The 20,657-nt window shown below is 34.0% G+C and carries 30 protein-coding genes and 1 tRNA gene; 11 read left to right on the forward strand and 20 right to left on the reverse strand.

What is annotated here, in order from left to right; translation table 11 throughout:
* The first annotated feature begins 13 nt into the window (after window positions 1–13).
* Both N0B29_RS10655 and N0B29_RS10660 read left to right on the forward strand, forming a co-directional pair.
* Window positions 14–157: a hypothetical protein gene (locus tag N0B29_RS10655; protein ID WP_263833708.1), complete on the forward strand. Its 144-nt coding sequence runs from the start codon at window positions 14–16 to the stop codon at window positions 155–157.
* Between the two features lie 77 nt (window positions 158–234).
* Window positions 235–324, forward strand: a tRNA-Ser gene (locus N0B29_RS10660).
* Window positions 325–383: 59 nt separating this feature from the next.
* Here the strand turns inward: N0B29_RS10660 and N0B29_RS10665 are convergent.
* Window positions 384–596 (reverse strand): hypothetical protein, encoded by a 213-nt coding sequence (locus tag N0B29_RS10665; RefSeq protein WP_263833709.1) that lies wholly within the window; start codon window positions 594–596, stop codon window positions 384–386.
* 17 nt (window positions 597–613) lie between these two features.
* The gene (locus N0B29_RS10670; protein WP_263833710.1) at window positions 614–922 is read right to left on the reverse strand and encodes a hypothetical protein; all 309 of its coding nucleotides are present in this window, start codon (window positions 920–922) and stop codon (window positions 614–616) included.
* A 111-nt stretch (window positions 923–1,033) separates the two neighbouring features.
* Here N0B29_RS10670 and N0B29_RS10675 point away from each other — a divergent pair, with 111 nt between their 5' ends.
* Window positions 1,034–1,234, forward strand: a complete 201-nt coding sequence (locus tag N0B29_RS10675) for a helix-turn-helix domain-containing protein (protein WP_263833711.1) — start codon at window positions 1,034–1,036, stop codon at window positions 1,232–1,234.
* On the opposite strand, the gene N0B29_RS10680 is transcribed toward N0B29_RS10675, so the two are convergent.
* The 14 genes from N0B29_RS10680 to N0B29_RS10745 all read right to left on the reverse strand — a co-directional run bounded on the left by N0B29_RS10680 (window position 1,231) and on the right by N0B29_RS10745 (window position 10,740).
* On the reverse strand, window positions 1,231–2,112 hold the full coding sequence (locus N0B29_RS10680; RefSeq protein ID WP_263833712.1) for a site-specific integrase: 882 nt from the start codon (window positions 2,110–2,112) through the stop codon (window positions 1,231–1,233). The genes N0B29_RS10675 and N0B29_RS10680 overlap by 4 nt on opposite strands.
* Window positions 2,113–2,328 (reverse strand): hypothetical protein, encoded by a 216-nt coding sequence (locus N0B29_RS10685; RefSeq protein ID WP_263833713.1) that lies wholly within the window; start codon window positions 2,326–2,328, stop codon window positions 2,113–2,115.
* A gap of 9 nt (window positions 2,329–2,337) precedes the next feature.
* Window positions 2,338–2,505, reverse strand: a complete 168-nt coding sequence (locus N0B29_RS10690; protein ID WP_263833714.1) for a hypothetical protein — start codon at window positions 2,503–2,505, stop codon at window positions 2,338–2,340.
* A gap of 1 nt (window position 2,506) precedes the next feature.
* Window positions 2,507–4,048, reverse strand: a complete 1,542-nt coding sequence (locus N0B29_RS10695; RefSeq protein ID WP_263833715.1) for a hypothetical protein — start codon at window positions 4,046–4,048, stop codon at window positions 2,507–2,509.
* 253 nt (window positions 4,049–4,301) lie between these two features.
* Complete coding sequence (locus tag N0B29_RS10700; RefSeq protein ID WP_263833716.1) at window positions 4,302–4,529, reverse strand: hypothetical protein; 228 nt, start codon at window positions 4,527–4,529, stop codon at window positions 4,302–4,304.
* A gap of 10 nt (window positions 4,530–4,539) precedes the next feature.
* Window positions 4,540–5,757 (reverse strand): zonular occludens toxin domain-containing protein, encoded by a 1,218-nt coding sequence (locus N0B29_RS10705; RefSeq protein WP_263833717.1) that lies wholly within the window; start codon window positions 5,755–5,757, stop codon window positions 4,540–4,542.
* Window positions 5,758–5,759: 2 nt separating this feature from the next.
* Entirely contained in the window at window positions 5,760–6,059 is a 300-nt protein-coding gene (locus N0B29_RS10710) for a hypothetical protein (protein ID WP_263833718.1), read from the reverse strand.
* 9 nt (window positions 6,060–6,068) lie between these two features.
* Window positions 6,069–7,379: a hypothetical protein gene (locus N0B29_RS10715; RefSeq protein WP_263833719.1), complete on the reverse strand. Its 1,311-nt coding sequence runs from the start codon at window positions 7,377–7,379 to the stop codon at window positions 6,069–6,071.
* A 271-nt stretch (window positions 7,380–7,650) separates the two neighbouring features.
* Window positions 7,651–8,616, reverse strand: a complete 966-nt coding sequence (locus tag N0B29_RS10720; protein ID WP_263833720.1) for a type II secretion system protein GspD — start codon at window positions 8,614–8,616, stop codon at window positions 7,651–7,653.
* Window positions 8,613–8,750: a hypothetical protein gene (locus N0B29_RS10725; protein WP_263833721.1), complete on the reverse strand. Its 138-nt coding sequence runs from the start codon at window positions 8,748–8,750 to the stop codon at window positions 8,613–8,615. Before N0B29_RS10725 ends, N0B29_RS10720 begins: the two co-directional genes overlap by 4 nt.
* The gene (locus N0B29_RS10730) at window positions 8,747–9,079 is read right to left on the reverse strand and encodes a hypothetical protein (protein WP_263833722.1); all 333 of its coding nucleotides are present in this window, start codon (window positions 9,077–9,079) and stop codon (window positions 8,747–8,749) included. Before N0B29_RS10730 ends, N0B29_RS10725 begins: the two co-directional genes overlap by 4 nt.
* Window positions 9,080–9,229: 150 nt before the next feature.
* Window positions 9,230–9,484, reverse strand: a complete 255-nt coding sequence (locus N0B29_RS10735) for a hypothetical protein (protein WP_263833723.1) — start codon at window positions 9,482–9,484, stop codon at window positions 9,230–9,232.
* A gap of 53 nt (window positions 9,485–9,537) precedes the next feature.
* A complete protein-coding gene (locus N0B29_RS10740) occupies window positions 9,538–9,879 on the reverse strand; it encodes a hypothetical protein (protein WP_263833724.1) in 342 nt (113 codons plus the stop codon).
* Between the two features lie 9 nt (window positions 9,880–9,888).
* Window positions 9,889–10,740 carry a hypothetical protein gene (locus N0B29_RS10745; protein ID WP_263833725.1) on the reverse strand — a complete coding sequence of 284 codons (852 nt, stop codon included), beginning with the start codon at window positions 10,738–10,740 and terminating at the stop codon, window positions 9,889–9,891.
* 291 nt (window positions 10,741–11,031) lie between these two features.
* Here N0B29_RS10745 and N0B29_RS10750 point away from each other — a divergent pair, with 291 nt between their 5' ends.
* Genes N0B29_RS10750 through N0B29_RS10765 form a run of 4 tightly spaced genes read left to right on the forward strand, consistent with a single transcriptional unit; the run spans window position 11,032 to window position 12,748 of the window.
* Window positions 11,032–11,283 (forward strand): hypothetical protein, encoded by a 252-nt coding sequence (locus N0B29_RS10750; RefSeq protein WP_263833726.1) that lies wholly within the window; start codon window positions 11,032–11,034, stop codon window positions 11,281–11,283.
* A gap of 20 nt (window positions 11,284–11,303) precedes the next feature.
* Window positions 11,304–11,903 (forward strand): hypothetical protein, encoded by a 600-nt coding sequence (locus N0B29_RS10755; protein ID WP_263833727.1) that lies wholly within the window; start codon window positions 11,304–11,306, stop codon window positions 11,901–11,903.
* Window positions 11,904–11,913: 10 nt separating this feature from the next.
* Window positions 11,914–12,204 carry a hypothetical protein gene (locus tag N0B29_RS10760; protein ID WP_263833728.1) on the forward strand — a complete coding sequence of 97 codons (291 nt, stop codon included), beginning with the start codon at window positions 11,914–11,916 and terminating at the stop codon, window positions 12,202–12,204.
* A 34-nt stretch (window positions 12,205–12,238) separates the two neighbouring features.
* On the forward strand, window positions 12,239–12,748 hold the full coding sequence (locus tag N0B29_RS10765) for a thermonuclease family protein (RefSeq protein ID WP_263833729.1): 510 nt from the start codon (window positions 12,239–12,241) through the stop codon (window positions 12,746–12,748).
* 95 nt (window positions 12,749–12,843) lie between these two features.
* On the opposite strand, the gene N0B29_RS10770 is transcribed toward N0B29_RS10765, so the two are convergent.
* Together N0B29_RS10770 and N0B29_RS10775 are read right to left on the reverse strand one after the other, a co-directional pair.
* Window positions 12,844–13,128 (reverse strand): hypothetical protein, encoded by a 285-nt coding sequence (locus N0B29_RS10770; protein ID WP_263833730.1) that lies wholly within the window; start codon window positions 13,126–13,128, stop codon window positions 12,844–12,846.
* A 105-nt stretch (window positions 13,129–13,233) separates the two neighbouring features.
* Window positions 13,234–13,452, reverse strand: coding sequence for a DUF2188 domain-containing protein (locus tag N0B29_RS10775; RefSeq protein ID WP_263833731.1), 219 nt, complete (start codon window positions 13,450–13,452; stop codon window positions 13,234–13,236).
* A 678-nt stretch (window positions 13,453–14,130) separates the two neighbouring features.
* On the opposite strand from N0B29_RS10775, the gene N0B29_RS10780 reads away from it, so the two are divergent.
* From N0B29_RS10780 to N0B29_RS10790, 3 genes are all read left to right on the forward strand, one after another.
* A complete protein-coding gene (locus N0B29_RS10780) occupies window positions 14,131–14,592 on the forward strand; it encodes an Hsp20/alpha crystallin family protein (RefSeq protein WP_263833732.1) in 462 nt (153 codons plus the stop codon).
* A 146-nt stretch (window positions 14,593–14,738) separates the two neighbouring features.
* Window positions 14,739–15,674, forward strand: a complete 936-nt coding sequence (locus N0B29_RS10785; RefSeq protein WP_263833733.1) for a lipid A deacylase LpxR family protein — start codon at window positions 14,739–14,741, stop codon at window positions 15,672–15,674.
* A 239-nt stretch (window positions 15,675–15,913) separates the two neighbouring features.
* Complete coding sequence (locus N0B29_RS10790; RefSeq protein ID WP_263833734.1) at window positions 15,914–18,409, forward strand: efflux RND transporter permease subunit; 2,496 nt, start codon at window positions 15,914–15,916, stop codon at window positions 18,407–18,409.
* Window positions 18,410–18,457: 48 nt separating this feature from the next.
* Here the strand turns inward: N0B29_RS10790 and N0B29_RS10795 are convergent, their stop codons facing one another.
* Both N0B29_RS10795 and N0B29_RS10800 read right to left on the reverse strand, forming a co-directional pair.
* Window positions 18,458–19,069: a LysE family translocator gene (locus N0B29_RS10795; protein WP_263833735.1), complete on the reverse strand. Its 612-nt coding sequence runs from the start codon at window positions 19,067–19,069 to the stop codon at window positions 18,458–18,460.
* Window positions 19,070–19,113: 44 nt separating this feature from the next.
* Entirely contained in the window at window positions 19,114–19,875 is a 762-nt protein-coding gene (locus N0B29_RS10800; RefSeq protein WP_263833736.1) for an AraC family transcriptional regulator, read from the reverse strand.
* 94 nt (window positions 19,876–19,969) lie between these two features.
* Here N0B29_RS10800 and N0B29_RS10805 point away from each other — a divergent pair, with 94 nt between their 5' ends.
* Window positions 19,970–20,656, forward strand: coding sequence for a tetratricopeptide repeat protein (locus N0B29_RS10805; protein WP_263833737.1), 687 nt, complete (start codon window positions 19,970–19,972; stop codon window positions 20,654–20,656).
* Window position 20,657: the final 1 nt, after the last annotated feature.

The raw sequence follows: 20,657 nt of genomic DNA on the forward strand, positions 1-20,657 counted from the left end.
AAAGGAGTACCCGATGCATTTTATAGAAGGTGTTAAGCTCGTTGTAATGCTAAAAGATAAGATCGAAGAGGCGAAAAAAACAGATCAAACGTCTGTTCCAAAACTTCAAAAACTACTTGAAAAGCTTTTAAAATCGCAAGATGCGGCTTATATTTAATCGATAAACGGCTTAAGAAAATTCTCTTAAGCCGTTTATTATCTACTTTTGATATACTTGCACTCTACTTTTTACTTGGACAGATGGGTGAGCGGCTGAAACCACATCCCTGCTAAGGATGCGTCGGGGTAACCTGACCGAGGGTTCAAATCCCTCTCTGTCCGCCACAAACTCCCTATTTTAGGGACTTCCAAAGCACTTTTTCAAAAACTCAAAATCCCTCTACCTAGGCAATTAAAATATTATAAATCTTTTCATTCATTTCTTCAATATCAACATAATAATTTTTATCGTAAAAAAAACCTAACTCAGAAACAATAGTCATATAAAGATGTTTTTTATCATATTTAAAAGGTATTTCTAAAAGTTTTGCAATTAATACTAATTTTGTCTTTGACGCTTTTTTCATAAGATCTTTAAAATCACAAAAACCTATCATAATAACCACACCTTTATTCAAATTGAAAAAAATCTAATTAATTCTTTGATTGTCTTTTTATCATTAATCCAAAGTGGTAAATCTTTTAAATCATCACGTTGATAATTAAATTTTAAAAACAATCCCGTATTAGTTATCTTATAACTAATACAATCATCCATTGTATAGCCGTTAGTAAGAGGCAAATTATCATCAAAATATAACTCTAATAATTCTTCACAACCATCATCATCTGTTTCGATACTATTTATTTGTACATCGACACCATATTTTTTTCCATAGGTTTTAAGATCTTTAATTATTTTGTTAATTTGAATTAAATCCATTCTAGACCCCTTATTTGTTTTATAAATATATTATAGTATAACATTACTAAATTTATTCTTAATTTAAATATACTATAGTATAATATTTCTGAAATTTGATAAAGGAAAACTATGACAATAACATACCAAGAAATAGCAGAGATGATAGACCAATCAAAACAAAACATAGCACAACTAAAAGCCAAACAACCAAAAAAGCTAGAACTATATAAGCTAGGTGCACTTTGTAAAAAATATGACATCACCGAGGATGATCTAGTTAGAATACTTGACATCAAAAATAAAGAAAAAAATACCATTTCACACACCTAAGAATAAATTGCAATTGACCTATCAAATTTATCAAAATGACTGTCAAGATACGAAACATAAACTTCATAAACCATTTGAACATTTGAATGACCAAGATATTGAGCCAATTCAGCAGGGCTACAAAGCTTTCTATAAAGCATATTTGTAGCGAATGTATGACGTGTGTCGTATATTCTTCGATAGGGAAGTTTTAAAGACTCCAAGAGCGGTTTCCACCAATACGTGCAAAAGACATGGCTATCACGATAAGGTCTATCGTATTGATTTGTTAAAACGTATTTAGTATTACCATTTTCTAGCATTTTAACGATGTACGGATACAAAGAGTCAAGAATAGGTATAGTTCGTTTAGAGCCGAATGTTTTAGGTGTACCCTCACCAAAACGAGAACGTGTGGACTTAATGGTAATCGTTCTTTTTTTGAGATCAATTTCATTACGTTTAAGAGCCAATATCTCACCCGTACGCATACCAGCATAAAAGCCCATTGCAAGGTAATAAACAAAGTTAAAATTTAAGTCTTTTGAAGCGTCCAAAATCATTTTTACTTCGTCAGCACTAAAAGGGTGAATGCGAGGTGCTTTATACTTTGGAAACTTTACATGTATCATTGGATTTTTTTGAATAACTTCATCATGCAATGCGACGTCTAGAATGCCCTTTAAAACGCTTAAATAGTTTCGCTTGGACTTATTCCCTACATCATTGATTTGTTTATACCAGAGCTTAATATCAGAAGCATGGAGGTTTTGAATATCCATATTTTCAAAAGCCTTGAAACGAGTTTCTACAATCCCTTTGTTTTTATCAAGGTAAGACGGTTTCCATTCATCCTCATTGAGTTGAATATAGAGGTTTGCGTATTTTTGGAAAGTCATTTATTTATTCTCTTTTAAAAATTCTTCAAAACTAATCTTTTGAACTGGTAACCCAAAATGAGATAAAATCATATTTGAATGAATTATTGAATTAAATTCCAATTCTCTCTCATTCATGTTTCTACCCATTTCTTTTTTAAATCTATTTTGGTTTGCTAAATTCATAGCAAAGACTTTGGAAAAAAGTTCAATTACATCTTTATTAATTTTTTTCATTTTATGCTCCTATTTATCAAGAATAAAATATATTTGAGTAGAAAAATCAATACCTTTAACATATAAAAAAAACTGATTAAATAAAAATCGTAAATAAGACTTATAAACATCTTCAACAAAAAGATAATTATCGTATGGACTTAAATATCTAATTCCGTAAACTTTAATTTTTTTCATTTTATGCTCCTAAAAAATCAAAAATTGTAGATTGGCGATTATGTTCAATAACCATTTCAGGTTCAGGGATAGATTCAGCTTGTTTAGGTGCTTTTCGATTCTTATTATCTGCTATTCTTTTTTCTTCAGAGAGAGAAATCAACATAGCAAAATGATCGTCCGCTGGTTTAGGATTAGCTTCGAGGTATGCTTGAAAATTTGCAAATTGATCTAGATAAGGATTAGTATTTGTTTCGATAACGTTAGTTGAAAAATCATTAAGTGATTGAAGTTGACCATTGATAAGACCTCGTTTAATGCATTCATTTTGAACAAGTCCATAATGTTGAAGATTGCAAGTTTCAGGATTAAGAGAGTAGTGATACTGTAAAAGTTCATAATTTTTATAATGTGCTATTGGTTTTGGATAGAATTCAATTTTTTGACCTTTAACATTAAAAAAATCAATTTTAATAGATTTTTCATGTTGTCTAAGAACAAATTTATCTCTAAATTTCATTGTATTTGGAAGTTTAAGCTCTTTCATTTCGCCAAACTCATGGACGAGTGCGCCATCTTGAAACATTTGATAAAGTCCTCGATTATACATAAGCGTTTTACCGAGTTTTGTATCTTCAAATTTGAAATAATCATCTTCGGCAGACCATTCGCACATAGAATTGATTTTAAGATCAGAGAGGTAAAGCCAATCGTTTTCAAGTGGGTAAACTTTGTTATATACCCATTGAGGAACAAGCGTATGTGACATAGTAAAGCGTTTAATGCCATATTTTATATACCATGCTTGCAATTCGTCTATCTGTTCTTGATTTTTGATATTCATAAATGACTTAGTGACGTATTTAAGAATATATCCGACTGGATTAGAAATAGTCCATTGGAAACCATTCCATTCACCATTTGACAACTGTTCAAGAGATAGTCTAGTTTTATCCTGAGTATAATTCATAGGAGCCGAAAAATACTTTTTAAATTTTTTTTGAAGAGCTGAAAGATAAGAATGATGAATATAGAGCAATCCATGAAAATGAGGGTTACCACTTTCCATAGGCTCAGTACCAAGAACATAACCACAATTATGATCTTTACGCATTTTTTGCATAGTATTGCATTTCATAAAACCATCAAATTGCCAACGTAAAATCATATATAAATCATGAACATCAAAAAACTCTCTACGCAAAGCTTTTGTTTTAAGATAACCATATTTATCATTTTCAGGAAGCTTTTTTAAATGCTCTTTGACATCTTCATCAAATTTTGAATAATCACCAATAATAAGACGTTGTATCCAACCATCAAGAGTAATCGTAAGAAAAACAGGCATTACATCAGTATTTGTCATCATTTGTTGTAAAGTATTAACTTTATTAACAAGTTGTGCATAGTAACGCTCAGAGATATTTGCAGACATTGAAACATCACGTAAACTTTTTACTGTACCGTTTGAAGTTATAAAATGATTGTTATCCAAATAACTTCTTTGATTGTCAATTTTTCGTTGACAATTTTCTACATCATAAAAACCAAGACCATATTTCATAATAAGCACCTTTTTAAAAAACTCGGGAAATGTTTGTTAAGTTGACAAGAGAGCTTCGCTCATGCGGTGCGGTGGCTCCTCTTCGCTCATGCTCGGAAAGTCATTTAACACTCTTTTTTTAGCTGTTTAGGAAGGAGTATCGAAATGAGTTTTTCCTCTTTACAGCACCTTACGTTCTCATCGTTTTGCAGGTTGTAACGGTTGGTACTGTTACGCTGCGCTAGTCCACACGCTCACCATGAGACTTAATAGATTAAGTCTCGTTCGCTTCTATCTGCGATGCTTTTCGTTCTAAAATAGAAAGGCGTAAGTCAACCCTGCGGCAACCACACAAAGCACCATCAACTTTACGATCACAATTATCAAGTAAATCAAAAAGAATAGAGTTATCTCTCTCTAGTTTTTCGATTCTTTGAAGCAAAAAAAAGTCAACACAATCTTTTAAATATTTTTGTAAAAATAAGAAAAATTTACGTTTCATGTAAGCACCTTTAATTAGAATTTTTTATTGTTGATTTTGAGCGAGTAGTACCGTCCGTAGTATCAAAATCCCTTGTAAGTCCAAAGCTATTTAAGACCGACTGATGGATAAGAAGATTGACATAGAAAGAGCGTTTTGTGACTGGTTGCGTAGAAACCACGAAAAAAACTTGTCTTTCACAAAGCGTTTTAAATTGATCTAAAGAGAGTATTTGAGTGCCAACGTAATAGACATTATCCATCACAAAAACCCTAAACATGTGTTGAGCTTCTATGTTAGAGTAAGGCTCTTTAACATATTCATTGTAAGTTGAGTCCTCATTAATCAAATTGCCACGAGCACCCTTCACAGAGTTTGGAGACGGTAAGGAGAGATCATCGGACATTGTTTGATTGGTTTCTTTTGTAGTATTGTGTTCTATTGGTATTGGAGCTTTTCCAAGACCGCCAAAAAGCTTATGAAAAGTAAAACCCAAAGAGAGCAAAGCTACCAAAACAAGACCAATTAAAATGTAGATATATTTTTTCCAATAAGACTTTTTAACCTCAGGCGCACGACCACCGTCACCGCTAACGTAGAGCATGAAAGGATTAAAGTCTTGACCGCTTTTATCTTTAATCGTTTTTTGTTTTTTATACTTGATCTTGTCACGTCCACCCGTGATGATGTTTTTACCCTCAGAGTCGTAAAGATCAAAGATAATGTCGTTCGCAGGATCAGCCTTGAGCGAATACTCAGGTGAGATGTAGAGCTCGAAATCAATACCGAGATACTTATCATGAATTTTATCAAGGCTTTGAGTCATAAGAAGAAAATCACATGGACCATAATGTCGCTGAAGTGAGAAGAAATTCGAGATCAGTTCACATGTTTCTAAATTTGCTTGAGCAGTTGAGAAAGTAGAAAGTCCAAATTGACACTCATCATAAATAAAAAGCGTTGGAGTACGTTCACTCTCAACCTTATCACGCTCTTTCATTTGATCGCTAAAAAGAACAGTAAGATCGTCTTTATTCCAATATTTATCTTGATGAATGATCTCTAAATCAGAGTTACCCGAAAACTCTTTGAAAAGTGCAGGTTTGAAACCGCCTACGTTAGTTATAAGACGCTTATAGATTGTATGGCGTGGTACTTTGCCATTAACAGAGTCAACAAGTTCAAAAAGGAAATGAATAGAGGTTAAGCTCTTTCCACTTCCTTGACCACCTATAAGAACTCTAATCATGACTAATTACCATACGTCCAAAATTGCACCATTTTTCTTTTTAGCCAGTTTGCAGACATAAAAGCAAAATAAGTAGACAACAGACTAAACGCTTTTAACTTCATTAAAAACCAACAAATAGTAGGCGTCATAAAAGAGCTAACATCAACATGATTTAAAGCAAAATTTGCGACGCCATTCATAACAGCAATCAAAAGAGCAGTATAAACAGTAAAGAAAGCCAACTTAACACCTTTTTTACCAAGAAGCTTTAATAAAAAGTCGGTAAGTGCAGTAAAAAATCCCATTAAAAAAATTGGCATGAAAACCCCTTAATCTTTTAAAAATGCTTTAAGACCAAGAACATAGATGAAAGCCATAAAAATATTTGAAATCGTTGTAAATGGAATAATGTCTAAAGCCTCTTGCGGAGGGAAAACAAACGTTTTACCAGCAACTCTAAATTCAGCCGTTTGGCAATAACATTCACCGCCATAATTATTAAAATTAAGGTTAAGTTTGTTGGACTCAAACCATGAATCATCAGGCATTAAATCAGAAAGTTCAAATTTTGTGTCATTTACGTCAGGAACTTTAAAAGAATCGTTATTGTCAAACAAACCTTTGATTTTATCAAGCGTAGTGTTCGTGGTATTCAAATCATCATGAAGTTTATCAACGCCTTTTGCCGTAGCATTTGTGTCTTTTTTAATCTTTTCTAAAATATCATTCGTTGGTTTCATATCAGTGCCATTTATATCTTTGATGGCATCTTTAATTTCACCAAGCTTATCAGTGATCGCTTTACCTTGAGCGTTTACTGCACCCGTTGTACCATCAACAGCCTTTTTAACATCAACCGTTGCACCGAGTTGAGCAGTAACGTCTAAAGCATTTTTATCTACCCATTTGCCCATCATATTACGCCACTGAGTTTGTCCTTTAAACTCATCATCCATAAGCTTATAACGGGCATCGGCTTTATCGTTTCCCTCTTTAATTTTATTGAGAATTGAGTCAAAGGTATAACCTTGTTCTTTGAGACTCGTATTAATAGTTTTTAGATCAACACCCAATTCTCTCAATGCAGTATTAGAGTCTTTTTGACCATTTTCTATCTGCTTAAGAGCATTAACAACATCTGCTTGAGAAGGATTTGGAACAACTGTACCATTAAGATCAGTTGGTGAAGTTGTCGTTGTATTAGTATCTGGTATCTTAGTACCATTGGTATCGGTTGGAGTTGTATTGTTATAATCTTGTGGATTATTGTTTAAAGGGTCATAATAAATAAAAACGCTAGAGCCATCATCACAAGTAGCACGTTGTTTTTTATAGGTGTATTGACCTTGTGTCGAATAATAAGCAACACCTTTCAAAACAGGTGTGTATGTACTTCCATGAGCATTACACGCACATGCAGCGCGAGAACCAAAAGTGCCAAAAGGCATACAGTCAAAACACTTACCCGTAGTAACATCATTAAATTGTGAAGCAACAGGGTCACAGTTTGGATTATTTGGATCAACCGTTTTGGGGACGCAAGTATTAGTAGCAGTATCGAGCTTTTCATCTGCGCTACATGTAGGAATAAGAGAAGGACAATTTGAAGAATCAACAACATAAAGTAATTCCTCAGTCATTTGATAAATTTGTCCATTAACATTTCTTAAGAAAGTCACGTATGGATAAGTATTACCATAATTTGTCATGCATAAATTAGGATTAGTTGAATTTTGTGATTGAGAACAACGACCAGAAGATAAATAACATGAACCATTATAATTATAATAATTGGCAAAAGAACACGATACCATAAGCATTAAAGCTAAGATTATTTTTTTCATTTTGAAATCCATACAAGCTCAATTTCAAGAGCTTTGAGAAAGTTTGGAATATCAAGAACTATGAAAGTCATTTGATAACCTTTACTTCGATGAAAAGCGTTAAGGTAGTACGTACGGTATTCGTTGAGTCATACGAAAAAATATAGTTTAAAACAGGAATATCACCAAGTAAAGGAACTTTAGAAGTAGACTTTACATCTTGTGCAGAAGTTAAGCCACCAATGGAAACGCTACCGCCATCTTTAACATTAAAATTACCTGCAATAGACTTTTTTTTGGTTTCGATAAGACCGTCACTATCTTGCTTTTTAAGTGTCTCATTTGTAAGTACAACATTTAAAAGGATTAGACCATTTTTTTGAATTTTAGGAGAGACTTCGATTGTGAGACCAAGTTCTTTTTGAATATAGGTATTGCGTACAGCCATCGTGGTCGTAGAGTCCAAAGAGGAAGTTTTAACACTAATAGTGTCACCCACATTGAGCTTCGTTTTTTCACCGTTAGAGACAACGACATAAGGCTCGCTCATAATTTTTAGATAATCTTGTTTTTCAAGATCACTTAAAACGCCCTCAAAATCAGCACTAAAGAGTTTATCAAATGTCAATTTTTTAAAGTCAGTAACACCCGACAAACTAAGCTTTGAAGAAAGAGAGGGATTGAAGCCTACATTTTTTATTTTTTCATTATTGATTTCAATTATTTTCATAGTAAGTTCAACGTTTGAAAAGTTCTTTTCATCAGCGATCTTATGCTCTTTTTCATCAACAACATAAAAGCCATCGTATTCGTTAAGAAAAAGACCTTTTGACTCAATGATCGCTTTAAATGTAGAGAACAAAACATCAGGGCTAATGTCTTGAATGACAAAATAATCAGCACTCATATTTTTAACATCTTGAGAGATAAGAATATTTTTATTGCACTCTTGCGATACCATAGTGGCAAGATCGCGGAGTCCAAAATTTGTAGGAGCGATTTCAATAGCATAAACGCTCAAGCATAGAGAAATAAAGAGGATAAATGTTTTCATCTGAAATACTTTTCAATAGCTTTACGAACAAGGTAAACGGGTAAAATAGCTTCAATAATGACGGTAAAACCAATGTCTAGAACATAATCAGCGGGCAGGCATGAAGTCATACCAAAATGGATAATATCAATCATAAGAAAAAACCTATACAAACCAAACCTAAAACAGTAAGACCAATAAATGCACTTAGATAATTAAAATCCTGATTAGAAAGTCCTAGAGTATTGTTTGATTGTGTTTTTTGACAACGACCAGATGTTATGTTGTATTCGTAATCAGGGAAAATGTCATCACCTAGATTTTTGGTAGCAGTAGAAACAGTAACACCAGTGTCGCTCAGAACATAATAAAGAGTGCCACTTTTATAGTAAAAGCTTTTTACACAGACGCTTGATGGTTGATAAAGATAATCAGCGAAAAGGAAATTAGAGCATAAGAAAAGTATTAAAGATAGATTTTTCATTTTAAGCACCTTTTTGGGAAAAAAGAGGAGAGCATTATCTCCTCTTTATCAAACTCAAAATGAAATGAGAGTTACCAATAGAAAGCTTGCACAATAAAAGGGTGCTAACTACCAAATAGTAAGCCGTAAAATCAATTTGAGTTATCATGACTAGCCACGTTGTAAGACTTGTTTAATCTTATTCCACGTGATAGGAGCAATAAAAATTGCAACCAAAGAAGTGATAACACCACCAATCATTGCTACGATAGCAACAAGAGCAGTATTAACATCCGTTAACCACGTAGGGTCAGCCGCAAAAGCACCCGTAGAAAGAACAGAAGCAACGACCACACCAGTGGCAACTTTAGAAGAAACACCGCTCTCTTGTTTAGGAGCTTCAAAACTGTGAGACTGAATTTTCATGTGAAAATCCTTGTATTTTGTACGTAGGTCTTACATCCGAAGAAAGCCAAGATTTAATTTAAAACTAAAGGCACTAATTGTGATTCTTCTCTTTTTATAGAACGATGAGAACCATCAGTTGCGGTAAAAATATCAGGAACAACAACATCAGGATAAAAGTGCTTAAAATCATCGTCTATCTCTTTCACGTTTTGAAATTCAACGGGGATAATAAAAGAAGTATGAGCCACTATTTTTCCATCGTCCATGACATCAATAGATAAAATTCTACGATGTGATGTTCTCAACAATTTGGCGATCTTAAAGCGCAAAACACAAAAATCAAACTCTGAAAGTAATTGAACGTTTGTTGATTTACTCATGGTTGGTAATCGTGAAAAAAGTTTAAAAGACATAAAAACTCCTTAAGACGCTTTTTGTTGTGTAGGCGTTGGATTTTTAGGCTCTAACATTGCGTTAATTTCAGTTATGAGATCACCCGCTTTTTTCGTAATGGCAACAATGTAATAATCTTTTTGTTGTTGTGGGAATTTACCTTTGCACGTAAAGGCAATGCCATTATTTTGAAGCTTCACTATTTTTTCAGCAAGAGTCTCGATCTCACTTTCGCTCTCACCGCTGATCTCAAAATTAATAGACTCATCGAGAGCGATTTCTTCATTAACTTCATAGAAAGAAGTTGTGCATAGTTTCAATTTATAAGATGGCTTTTCAGCGTTTTTATTTAACTCTTTCATCTGCTCCAATGTCATGAAAGAGCCTTGCATTGTATATTCTGTTAAGGAGTACGTTAAATCAAAGCCGTTTAAGATATAGTTGCTTTCGACTGGAGTAGCACCAACAACGTATTTTAAATCTTTGTTTTTTTCTAGTTTTGGCAATTCTTCCAAAAGCTCTTTTGCGCTGATATTCGCAAATGCATAGTATTTCATGGATCGTTCATCTTTTTTTGTATAGGGCTTTTGAAACACACCTACATAGAAAGGTAACATCATACCTTTTGCAAAATACTCCTTAAGAGCCATATTAAGCTTTACAGCCTCAGTGCGATTTTCACATTTAACCACTACATCAATAAGAGAGATAATGGAAAAAAGAGGATTTTTAGCACTACGTTCAATATTTTCAGTAGTGATAACAACATGATCTTTGTAAGGGTAACGTGTACCAACTGAATGAATTTGAGGCTTACGGAGTAGAACTTCTGCTTGGTAAGCTTGTTTGAGGAAATGAGGGAATACTTTAGTTTCTTGCATGATAAGCACCTTTTTTATAGTTTTTTTAGCACCATTTAACAAGCTGAGGGAGTAGGTGCTAACGAACTCCCGAGCTAAGATCAATAAAGACCTTGGTATTTGAAAAGATAAATTTTCAGATAACAAGGGCTTCAAATTGAATTAAGGCAAAATTGCCTAAAAACGATATAATTAAACTATGGTTTAAAATTTATAGCCATAACAACCACGAAATACTCAAAACATAAACCATAGTTTAGTTTTATGAAGAGATTATACTAAAGTATAGTTTAGTTTGTCAAGGGAAAATGATTGAATAATAAAGAATTAGCACAATTTATTGATATAAGCGAGCAGGCACTATATAAATGGAGAAAAGAACGTCCAAATTTATATAAAATTGCTATGTTTTATAAAGATCAACTAAACAATAGTTTAGGTGACATTGATGATAAAACTAAACTATTATTGACATATTTTGAGAAATTAAATGAAAAAGAAAAAGAATATTTTTTAAGTGAAATGCATACAAGAATTTTGAAAAAAGAACTTGACGAAAAATAAAAACAGAAGGTGCTGAAATAATGACTGCAACAGAGATTGGAAAACTTTTTAATAAAACTTCTAGGCAAATTAATGACATTTTTCAAGAACTGCATTGGATAGAAAAAAATAAAAATGGTTGGGTAATAACAGAGAGCGGAAAATCTAATGGAGCAATCCAAATCAATTACAGAGGAAGTTTATCTGTACAATGGGATGAGAAAATTCAAACAAATATACTTCTCAAAAAATTAATTGAACCCAAAGAAGAAAAAGAAGAAAAAGATTTTAGAGAAAGATATCCTGCAACACATAGAACAAAAGACGGGCATTTTGTCCGCTCAAAAGCTGAAATGATTATTGATGATTGGTTATATAGCGAAAATATAGTACATGCTTATGAAAAGATGTTGCCTATTCAAGAGAATGTATATTCGGATTTTTATTTGCCACAAGGGAAAGTATACATAGAGTTTTGGGGACTTGAAAACGATCAAAAATATAACGCTAGAAAAGAGCAAAAAAAAGAAATCTACAAAAAACATAATGTAAATTTGATTGAGCTTACAGACAAAGAAATAGCAAAATTAGATGATGTATTACCACGGATGCTTATTAAATATGGAATAAATATAATATAAAAGGACATATATGAGATTTATTAGTACGCTACTTATCATAGTAGGTTTGTGTTTTTCACCAGCATTTGCAAAAGGAAGTAGTGGCTCTCATAAATCTTCATCTTCAAAAAGCCACTCATCAAGTAAAAGCTCATCAAGTAAATCATATTCAGATGTTTCAGTCAAAGGTTATACAAAAAAAGACGGGACTCATGTATCTGCATACAAACGAACAAGTCCAAATAGTAGTAAATCTGATAACTACAGTACCAAGGGTAATGTAAATCCTTATACTGGAAAAAAAGGTACTAAAAACCCATAATAATTCATTTGGAATATATTGAATAAGGAATTGAATGTTTAAAAAATTAATAATTGCTTCTATGCTTGTTTCATTGCCACTTGTTGCAACAGAGAGTATTGGTATAGTTACTAAGGTTACTGATGGCGATACATTGCATGTAATGATAGGTAAGAAAGAAGAAAAGGTAAGAATACTCTATATAGATACACCAGAGAAGTATAGTGGCTCAAAGCTTGATAAAGACGCAAAAAAAGCAGGTATATCTGCTAATGATGAACAAGAGCTAGGAAAGTTAGCAAGTGGCTATGCTTCTAAGTTTTTTCAAAATGGCGATAAGGTTGTCATTGAGTCAGAAAAGAAAGATCAATATGGTCGTTTACTTGCAACTGTAAATAAAAATGGAGTTAATTATTCAAAACAAATCATCAAAGATGGTTATGCATGTATCTATAAAAAAGCTTCTTATCCTGGAGAACTTGAAAAAGCTTTGAAAAGTGCTAAAGATGAGAAAAAAGGTCTTTGGTCTATTAATTATGATGTTATGAATAAGTTATGCAAATAAAAGCAAATATGACTAATAACATACAATTCGTTACAATCTACAAAAAGAAAATTAAGGAGTAAATATAATTTACTCCTTTTGAAAACTTAGTTATCTTAATATAATTTCCAATTATTTTGAATCCATTGTTTAACATTAGATTGACTACGTATCTCAGAAGGTAAATGCTTCTTTATCATAGTTTCAATTTTTAAACATGAACTTTTATCTTTAAATCCCCATAATTCAGCAAGCTTATTTATTAAATAACGAACTTCATAAAGTTCATTACGATTAAAAAGAGTACTGTCAGGCTCACCTGAAATTTTTGGGTCATCACCAGGTATTGCAGTTTTAGAGTATGTGTATTGTAAATCACTTGCATTAATTTGAATAGCCATTAAAAATCCTTTATAATGTTTGTTATGAGTAAAAACTCAATTTAAAATTAGAAGTGCAAAAAAGCACTTCTAACAACTTAAAACTTAGTTCGACAAATTTTTTCATTATCCCTTTGGTGGGAATGGATCATTTCCATAAGAATTTCTGTCTCTGATTTGTCCATTTTTACCATGGATAAATAACTCAGAATGTTGATTCTGAGCAATTTGCCTTGCTACATCTATACACTCACTTTGAGTATTGCAAACGGCAGTAAACTTTTCATTTCCTGCACCTTTAACTCCCCATTTGTTCCCGTGTGGAACAACATGTTGATTTGCCATTAATATCCTTTTTATTATAAGATAATGGCAAATATTTTCTCAAAGAAGTATGATAAATGTTAATAGCATCGCTCCATTTTTAAGCTATTTTAAAGTTAACAATCAATATACTGTGACTTCATTTTCATTTTACCATCAGAAGTCACTCGAAAAAATATTTACCTGCCCTCAAAAACTGAGAACTGTTCCGAGTATATTATAAAAACAGTTAATTGTCAATTAAAAAAATACAAAAATTTATTATTTAACAAAAAAAGAACTATATCTGTTAAATAACTACACAAATTTAAAAGAAATTAACTTCTTAAAATTTATTCCTTTGCACTATAATAGAATTAGAAAAAATAAATTCCTATTTTTTACACATAAATTACTAATAAGAAAAAGGCACAAAAAGGATACGTTTTATTCAAATCCCTCTCTGTCCGCCACCAACACTTATTGAACCATTCTTTAAAAATCTAAACTCTCTTGTATGCATTTTGTATATAAATTGGATTAAAATTCATTATTGGCAATAAAAAAATATTGGTTTTAGACAGAACTTCAATAAGCCTATCTAAATTTTCTTATGCATAATTCATCAAAAAACTCCTTTATCTCTTCTTATATATCTTGACATCCATATCTGAATAGGATTACAATTTTCTTGTAGGAAACTTTCAAAAGGAGGCTATCATGTTAGTGACAAGATTCAATCCATCAAAAGAGTTCCAAGAGTTTGAAAATCAGTTTTTTAAGCTCTTTCCAACAACAGACGTAAGTGGAATTTCTACTTTTAAACCGGCAGTCAGTACAAGAGAAGATGATTCTGCATATCACATTGAAGTTGACCTTCCTGGTATAAAAAAGGAAAATATTCATGTAGATGTAAAAGATCATCAGATTATTATTTCAGGTGAGAGAAAGTTTAAAAAGGAACGCACAGAAAAAGACTACTATATGGTAGAAAGCAGTTATGGTAAATTTGAAAGAAGTTTTTCATTGCCAGAAAGTGTTGATATTGAAAAAATTGAGGCTCATGGTCAGGATGGAGTCCTTGAAATTACGTTACCAAAAACGAAAATAGAAAAAAAAGAAGTTAAAAAAATAAAAGTTACCAGTAAAAAAATGGATGCGATTCCTTTTGATACTCCATGATTTACAAGAAGAGGGGCGAGAAGTTTTCTTGCCCTTTATAATAAATTAAATAGCCTTATAGATTTTTATTGTGTATATCTCTCTTCAGTCATAGTATATCTGATATCAGTATTTTAAGCGTTTTAATTTATAGGAATGAGGTTAAAATGAAAAAAAGTCTAATTTTTTTAATATTTTCTTTGGTGTATGCAGATACAGCTTCATTTGTTTTAGAAAATGATGCTATTGTAGGGCAAGATCATCACTATACCAATGGTATGTATTATACTTGGATGAGTGAGAACAATGCTAATTTCCCTGATGTGTTAGGCTTTATTGATTTAGGGCAAAAAAATGTTGCATTTTCTATTTCTCATGCCATATTTACTCCGCATAATAAAGACATTAGTAGTAAGGATTTAAACGATTTACCTTATGCTGGTTATTTAGATTTCAATTTTTTGACATATAAGTCTTCGGCTAATTTTTTTCATGAACTTGGTCTTAATATGGGTATGGTTGGACCATCAACCCAAGCCGAAACGCTTCAAAAAAGTTTTCATTCTCTGATTGGTCACGATAAGCCAAAAGGGTGGGATAATCAGCTTGATGATGAATTCATGTATGGAATTTCATATAATATTGGTTACAAAACAGATCCTATTGCGCTACAAGATTTAAGTTTTGATTTGACAACCAATATAAGAGCAGATTTGGGTAATTTTTATACAGGTGCTCTTATTGGAGCAACCGCTAGACTCAGTAGTTTTCCTATGCATAGTTTTAGCACCATAGGTAATTTTATAGGAGCAAATGAGAGCTCACTTCTCAATTATGAAAAGGTAAAAAACTTCAATTGGGCTTTGTCATTAGGTGTGTTTTATAATACTTTTGAGACTTACTATTTGATTGATGAGGCGATAGATCAAGGGTATAATTTATCAAAAACAGACTATATGTTTGGTGAGAAGCTTGCTTTGGATTTTTTCTATGATTCTTTTAAACTCTCTTTTTATGTCAAGGCAATTAATATTGACAATAAAGACTCTTCGTCTAATAATGAAAAAACGGGCGGAATTAGTTTTGTTTGGAAATGGGATTAATTTAACTCGATAGATACTCTGCTTATTGGACTCTAATAATCTTTAATGCCATAAATATAAGCTAAATTAAGCTAAAATCGCACACAAGAGACGCTTAAAACGAAGTTTTTATGGGGTTTCATTAGAAAGCGTGGATTAAAATTTTCGATTTTTGTCTATCGGTTACATAAATTCCCTCTATTCATGGTATTCTAAATTGAGTCTCTTTAAAGATATTATCAATAAGCGAAAGTTGAACTATGTGGTTAAAACTTTATACCAATTTTATAACAACGCATTACAAAGCAGTCTTGTTAGCGGTAACAATTATAACGGGCATTTTTGGCTATTACTCACAATATTTAAGTATCGATGCATCTGCTGAGACATTATTGCTTGAAAATGATCAAGCTTTAAAACTGACACGCGAAGTGCATGGACGTTACATCAGCCCTGATTATTTGGTTGTCTCTTTTAGTCCTAAAGACGACATGCTCTCCGATAAAACACTTTCAACCATTAAAAGCCTTAAAGAGTCTTTGCTTAAAGTCAAAGGTGTTGAGAGCATCACCTCCATCTTAGATGTTCCTCTTTTAGAGAGCCCTCCAAAACCTATTCAAGAAGTGATTGGCAATGTTCAAACACTTGAATCTCCTAATATTGATAAATCTTTGGTACAAAAAGAGCTTACAACCAGTCCTCTGTATTCGCAAAATCTTGTCAGCAGTGATTTTAAAACAACAGCGATTATCGTCAATCTTATAGATGATCCAAAGTACACGGAACTCCTTACTAATCGCAATAAATTTATTCTTTTAGAACAAGAGAGAGAACTCACGAAAGATGAAAAAGCGCAATATGAAAATGCTAAATTAGTTTTTAAAGCGTACCGTGACAGTACCCGTGATGATACGCACCGCCTTATTGAAAATGTAAGAGCAACATTAAAACCCTATAAAGGTGAGGGCGACCTCTTTTTAGGTGGGGTCTTGATGATTGCGGATGATATGATCAGTTTTGTTAAAAATGACATTGCTATCTATGGTGTTGCTATTTTGGTCGTTATGCTGGTCATTTTATGGATTATCTTTAGGGAAATACGTTTTGTAGTTATACCTATTCTTGTTTCCATTAGTGCAGTTATTATTACCACGGGTATTAATGCCCTGATCGGCTTAGAGATAACCGTTATTTCCTCAAATTATGTTGCGATGCAGCTGATTACCACGCTTTCATTGGTGATTCATCTCATTGTTTGCTATCGCGAGGAGTACACACTTTTTCCTGATGTTTCTCAAAAAGAGCTTTTAGGCATTGTATTTGAGCGCATGGGTGTTCCTTCTATCTTTATCATTTTAACCTCCGTCGCTGGATTTGGTTCTTTGATGACCTGTAACATCGTGCCGATTATTGACCTTGGTAATATGATGAACATCGGTGTGACCATGTCATTGCTGGTAACGTATACACTTTTCCCTGCGATGATGATGCTTTTGAAAAAAGAACCGCCTATTATGGCGTTTGACAAAGCATTTACCCTCAATGAATCATTTGCCAAAATTGTAGAACACCATAGCAGGCTTATTCTTGGCGTGGTTCTGTCACTTGCGATCTTTAGTGTTTTAGGGGCATCGCGTCTGGTCGTTGAAAATAGTTTTATTAACTATTTTAAAGAGAATACTGAGATTTATAAAGGTATGAAAAAGATTGATAACAATCTTGGCGGCACAACACCTTTAGAAATTGTGGTTAAATTCCCAAAAGTAGAAGCACTTGCAAAAAATGATACCGCTACGGCAGTCGATAGTTTTGAAGACGAGTTTAACCAAGGGGGCAATGATGCGAAGTATTGGTTTACAGCTCAAAAAATGGAGACGATTTTAAAAGTACATGATTACTTGCTCTCCTTGCCAGAAGTAGGCAATGTCTCTTCTTTGGGAACACTCTCCAAAGTAGGGCGCATCATCAAACAAGGTAAAGATTTTGACAATTTTGAATTAGCGCTCATGTATAATGAACTCTCTCCTGAGTTCAAAAAAATTCTGATTTCACCGTATGTCAACATTGAGCATGATGAAGCGCGTTTTGTGGTAAGGGTTGTGGATTCAAAAAAAGATCTTAGACGCAATGAATTACTTCAAACCATTCAAACGGAACTTCATACCAAAGTGGGTCTTGAGACTGAAGATTATAACCTTGTCGGCATGATGGTCTTGTATAACAACATGCTCCAGTCACTTTTTTCATCGCAAATTTCAACATTGGGGCTTGCGGTACTTTCATTGGGAGGCATGTTCCTCTTTTTATTCCGCTCGCTTAAAATTGCCATTCTTGCGATGACGGTTAACATGGTTCCTATCAGCGTTATCTTTGGTATTATGGGCTTTGCAAACATTCCACTCGATATGATGAGCATTACGATTGCTTCCATCGCACTAGGTATTACGGTTGACAATACAATCCACTACTATTACCGTTTCAGGGAAGAATTGAAAATCGATGGTGATTACATCGCCTCGATGCACAGGGCACACGGTACGATTGCGTTTGGTATGTTCTACTACTCTCTTGCAACCATCGTAGGCTTCTTGGTTATGGTGACGTCTAATTTTATTCCAACATTGATCTTCGGACTTTTAACCGTGATCGTTTTGATCGTAGCGATTGTGTCAGACCTTCTTTTCTCTCCTTTCTTGGTCGTCTTTTTCAAACCATTTGGAAAAGGCAATAAGAACAAAAAATCGGATCTTTTGTAAATCAAACACTCACTGCCCAGCTTCTCTTGTTGTTGGGCAGTGCTTTTTCTAGAATCCGCTGAAAAGAAGTTTGAGACTAAAGCCAATGAGACCGACTCCGATGACTTTTTGCACAACGAAAAGGTAAGGGAAAAGCTTTAACGCTCTTTTGTTGCCAAAAATAAGCGTTACAATCATGTCCCACACCAGCAACAACGTTATCATCCACAGGGCATAAAAAATCTTTACATGTAAAACAGTTTCAGGCTTGATAATCGTAAAAAGAAGCGAGAAGTAAAAGAGAATGTTTTTAGGATTGAGCAGAGCTGACAAAAGCCCTTGAACAAAGAGTTTAAACGCCATTTTGCTTTTTACATGTAAAGTATTTTCAAGCGTTGGTTTGGGCGCAAAAAGCAGTAAAAAACCAAGGTAAAGTAAAAAAAGTGCCCCACCGATTTCGATGAAAGAAAGAAGCCTTGGGTATTGGCTTAAATACGCATGTCCCATGTATGCCAAAGTGATGTAAAGCGCGTTTCCACTGGCAATGCCCACACAACTCCACCACGCTTTTTGATACCCATGCGTTAAGGCGTTTTTGATGATGAGAAAAAAGTCTTGACCAGGGCTGAGAAGTGCTAGAAAATAGATGGAGGTAAGGGTAAAAAACTCTAAGCCAAACATGTAACTCCTTTTTGCATGGAAGCATAAAGGAAACGGGAAAAAAGTTATTGTATAAAATTGACTTGGTACTCTTTGGGTGTGAGAGCGGTGTGACGCTTGAAAAAGCGGTGGAAGTGGCTTTGGTCTACAAAACCGCAGTATTGAGCACATAGCGCAAGTGAGGTACCTTCTTGGAGCAATTTCTTCGCGTGGTTGATGCGTACGTCCAGCGCGTAGTGTTTAGGTGTGCAACCATAAGCTTGTTTGAAATGGCGTGTCAGTACAAAAGGGTTTACTCCAAAGCGTTTGGCGAGCTCATTTAAACACAGCGGTTCATCGACGCGGTTTTCCAAAAAATGTGCCACATTATTGAGCGTGGCGTCTACTTGTGTGGTTTCATTTTGCTTGGTATAGAGCCAAAAAAACTTTTCTAACCACACCTCCAATGCTTTTACATGTAAAGATGAATATCCCTCAATAAGCGCTTTAATAATACGCGTAAATGCTTCAAATAACGCTTTGTGAAAAATGAGAGGTGATGTTAGTGGTAGAAGTGTGGTAGCTTCTTTAAAATGTCTTTCTTGGATATGCGCGCAAAAGTCAGCGTCAAGGTAAACCATAACATAACTGCGTTTGCTCTCTTTGATAGGGTTGCACGAATGTTGCGTATAGGGTGGAATGATGGCAAGAGCGCCTTGCTCTAAAAAAAACGAACCGTTTGGTGTTTGAAAACAGGTTTGACCTTCTAGCATAAAGCCGATGGAAAGGGTAGGGTGTGCATGCGTCTCGTAAGCGCGCGTACTTTGCAGCGTTTGACGTATCTGCACAAAAGGTGCTTCCTTGTAACCTGTCGTTGTTGTTTTTGACGTATTCATGTTGGTATTGTAATATAATAATCAAAATGATGGCAAGGAGAAAAATATGCATAAACTCTTTTTTATCGTAACAATCATCGTTGCAACTTCTGCACTCTATGCTTTAGATTTGGTGCGCGAAAGTGAGCTTCAAAATGAGTGCGATCACAACAATGGTGTGGCATGTTTACAATTAGGAACGATGTACCATCTAGGTGATGGTGTCGCTACCAATTTTAGGAAAGCGAAAGAGCTCTACACTCAATCATGCAGTTTAGGCGTTGCTAAAGGCTGTTCAAGTCTTGGATTTATGTATGAAAATGGGCATGCTGGTACAAACTATGCTAAGGCGGCTGAACTGTATGAAAAAGCTTGTGTGCTTGGTGATGCCTTTGCATGTGAAAGCTTGGCTGTTTTGTATGAAAATGGTAAAGGTGTGAGTGAAGATTTGCAACAAGCAGTCAATTACTATGATCGCGCGTGCAGTGGTGGGGCAGCAAGCAGTTGCGCTCATCTTGCTTTGCTGTACGAGCAAGATGAAAATTATGTCAGTGCTGCGATTTACCATCAAAATGGGTGTGATGCGGGCGATGCAAAAGAGTGTTCGCGCATAGGGACAATGTACTACTATGGACAAGGCGTAAGCCAAAGAGAAGAGCAAGCTGCCAAGCTTTTTAAAAAAGCGTGTGAGTTAGGTGATGAAATAGCGTGCAAAAACTATGAGCTCATTAAGAAGAGCTACTATATCGAATAAG

Source organism: Sulfurospirillum oryzae, assembly GCF_025770725.1.
Lineage (GTDB): Bacteria > Campylobacterota > Campylobacteria > Campylobacterales > Sulfurospirillaceae > Sulfurospirillum > Sulfurospirillum oryzae.

What these genes read in the sequence shown, in the direction of transcription:
- N0B29_RS10655 (WP_263833708.1), top strand. Translation starts at nt 14, where the DNA reads ATGCATTTTATAGAAGGTGTTAAGCTCGTTGTAATGCTAAAAGATAAG.
- N0B29_RS10665 (WP_263833709.1), bottom strand. Translation starts at nt 596, where the DNA reads ATGATAGGTTTTTGTGATTTTAAAGATCTTATGAAAAAAGCGTCAAAG.
- N0B29_RS10670 (WP_263833710.1), bottom strand. Translation starts at nt 922, where the DNA reads ATGGATTTAATTCAAATTAACAAAATAATTAAAGATCTTAAAACCTAT.
- N0B29_RS10675 (WP_263833711.1), top strand. Translation starts at nt 1,034, where the DNA reads ATGACAATAACATACCAAGAAATAGCAGAGATGATAGACCAATCAAAA.
- N0B29_RS10680 (WP_263833712.1), bottom strand. Translation starts at nt 2,112, where the DNA reads ATGACTTTCCAAAAATACGCAAACCTCTATATTCAACTCAATGAGGAT.
- N0B29_RS10685 (WP_263833713.1), bottom strand. Translation starts at nt 2,328, where the DNA reads ATGAAAAAAATTAATAAAGATGTAATTGAACTTTTTTCCAAAGTCTTT.
- N0B29_RS10690 (WP_263833714.1), bottom strand. Translation starts at nt 2,505, where the DNA reads ATGAAAAAAATTAAAGTTTACGGAATTAGATATTTAAGTCCATACGAT.
- N0B29_RS10695 (WP_263833715.1), bottom strand. Translation starts at nt 4,048, where the DNA reads ATGAAATATGGTCTTGGTTTTTATGATGTAGAAAATTGTCAACGAAAA.
- N0B29_RS10700 (WP_263833716.1), bottom strand. Translation starts at nt 4,529, where the DNA reads ATGAAACGTAAATTTTTCTTATTTTTACAAAAATATTTAAAAGATTGT.
- N0B29_RS10705 (WP_263833717.1), bottom strand. Translation starts at nt 5,757, where the DNA reads ATGATTAGAGTTCTTATAGGTGGTCAAGGAAGTGGAAAGAGCTTAACC.
- N0B29_RS10710 (WP_263833718.1), bottom strand. Translation starts at nt 6,059, where the DNA reads ATGCCAATTTTTTTAATGGGATTTTTTACTGCACTTACCGACTTTTTA.
- N0B29_RS10715 (WP_263833719.1), bottom strand. Translation starts at nt 7,379, where the DNA reads ATGACTGAGGAATTACTTTATGTTGTTGATTCTTCAAATTGTCCTTCT.
- N0B29_RS10720 (WP_263833720.1), bottom strand. Translation starts at nt 8,616, where the DNA reads ATGAAAACATTTATCCTCTTTATTTCTCTATGCTTGAGCGTTTATGCT.
- N0B29_RS10725 (WP_263833721.1), bottom strand. Translation starts at nt 8,750, where the DNA reads ATGATTGATATTATCCATTTTGGTATGACTTCATGCCTGCCCGCTGAT.
- N0B29_RS10730 (WP_263833722.1), bottom strand. Translation starts at nt 9,079, where the DNA reads ATGAAAAATCTATCTTTAATACTTTTCTTATGCTCTAATTTCCTTTTC.
- N0B29_RS10735 (WP_263833723.1), bottom strand. Translation starts at nt 9,484, where the DNA reads ATGAAAATTCAGTCTCACAGTTTTGAAGCTCCTAAACAAGAGAGCGGT.
- N0B29_RS10740 (WP_263833724.1), bottom strand. Translation starts at nt 9,879, where the DNA reads ATGTCTTTTAAACTTTTTTCACGATTACCAACCATGAGTAAATCAACA.
- N0B29_RS10745 (WP_263833725.1), bottom strand. Translation starts at nt 10,740, where the DNA reads ATGCAAGAAACTAAAGTATTCCCTCATTTCCTCAAACAAGCTTACCAA.
- N0B29_RS10755 (WP_263833727.1), top strand. Translation starts at nt 11,304, where the DNA reads ATGACTGCAACAGAGATTGGAAAACTTTTTAATAAAACTTCTAGGCAA.
- N0B29_RS10760 (WP_263833728.1), top strand. Translation starts at nt 11,914, where the DNA reads ATGAGATTTATTAGTACGCTACTTATCATAGTAGGTTTGTGTTTTTCA.
- N0B29_RS10765 (WP_263833729.1), top strand. Translation starts at nt 12,239, where the DNA reads ATGTTTAAAAAATTAATAATTGCTTCTATGCTTGTTTCATTGCCACTT.
- N0B29_RS10770 (WP_263833730.1), bottom strand. Translation starts at nt 13,128, where the DNA reads ATGGCTATTCAAATTAATGCAAGTGATTTACAATACACATACTCTAAA.
- N0B29_RS10775 (WP_263833731.1), bottom strand. Translation starts at nt 13,452, where the DNA reads ATGGCAAATCAACATGTTGTTCCACACGGGAACAAATGGGGAGTTAAA.
- N0B29_RS10780 (WP_263833732.1), top strand. Translation starts at nt 14,131, where the DNA reads ATGTTAGTGACAAGATTCAATCCATCAAAAGAGTTCCAAGAGTTTGAA.
- N0B29_RS10785 (WP_263833733.1), top strand. Translation starts at nt 14,739, where the DNA reads ATGAAAAAAAGTCTAATTTTTTTAATATTTTCTTTGGTGTATGCAGAT.
- N0B29_RS10790 (WP_263833734.1), top strand. Translation starts at nt 15,914, where the DNA reads ATGTGGTTAAAACTTTATACCAATTTTATAACAACGCATTACAAAGCA.
- N0B29_RS10795 (WP_263833735.1), bottom strand. Translation starts at nt 19,069, where the DNA reads ATGTTTGGCTTAGAGTTTTTTACCCTTACCTCCATCTATTTTCTAGCA.
- N0B29_RS10805 (WP_263833737.1), top strand. Translation starts at nt 19,970, where the DNA reads ATGCATAAACTCTTTTTTATCGTAACAATCATCGTTGCAACTTCTGCA.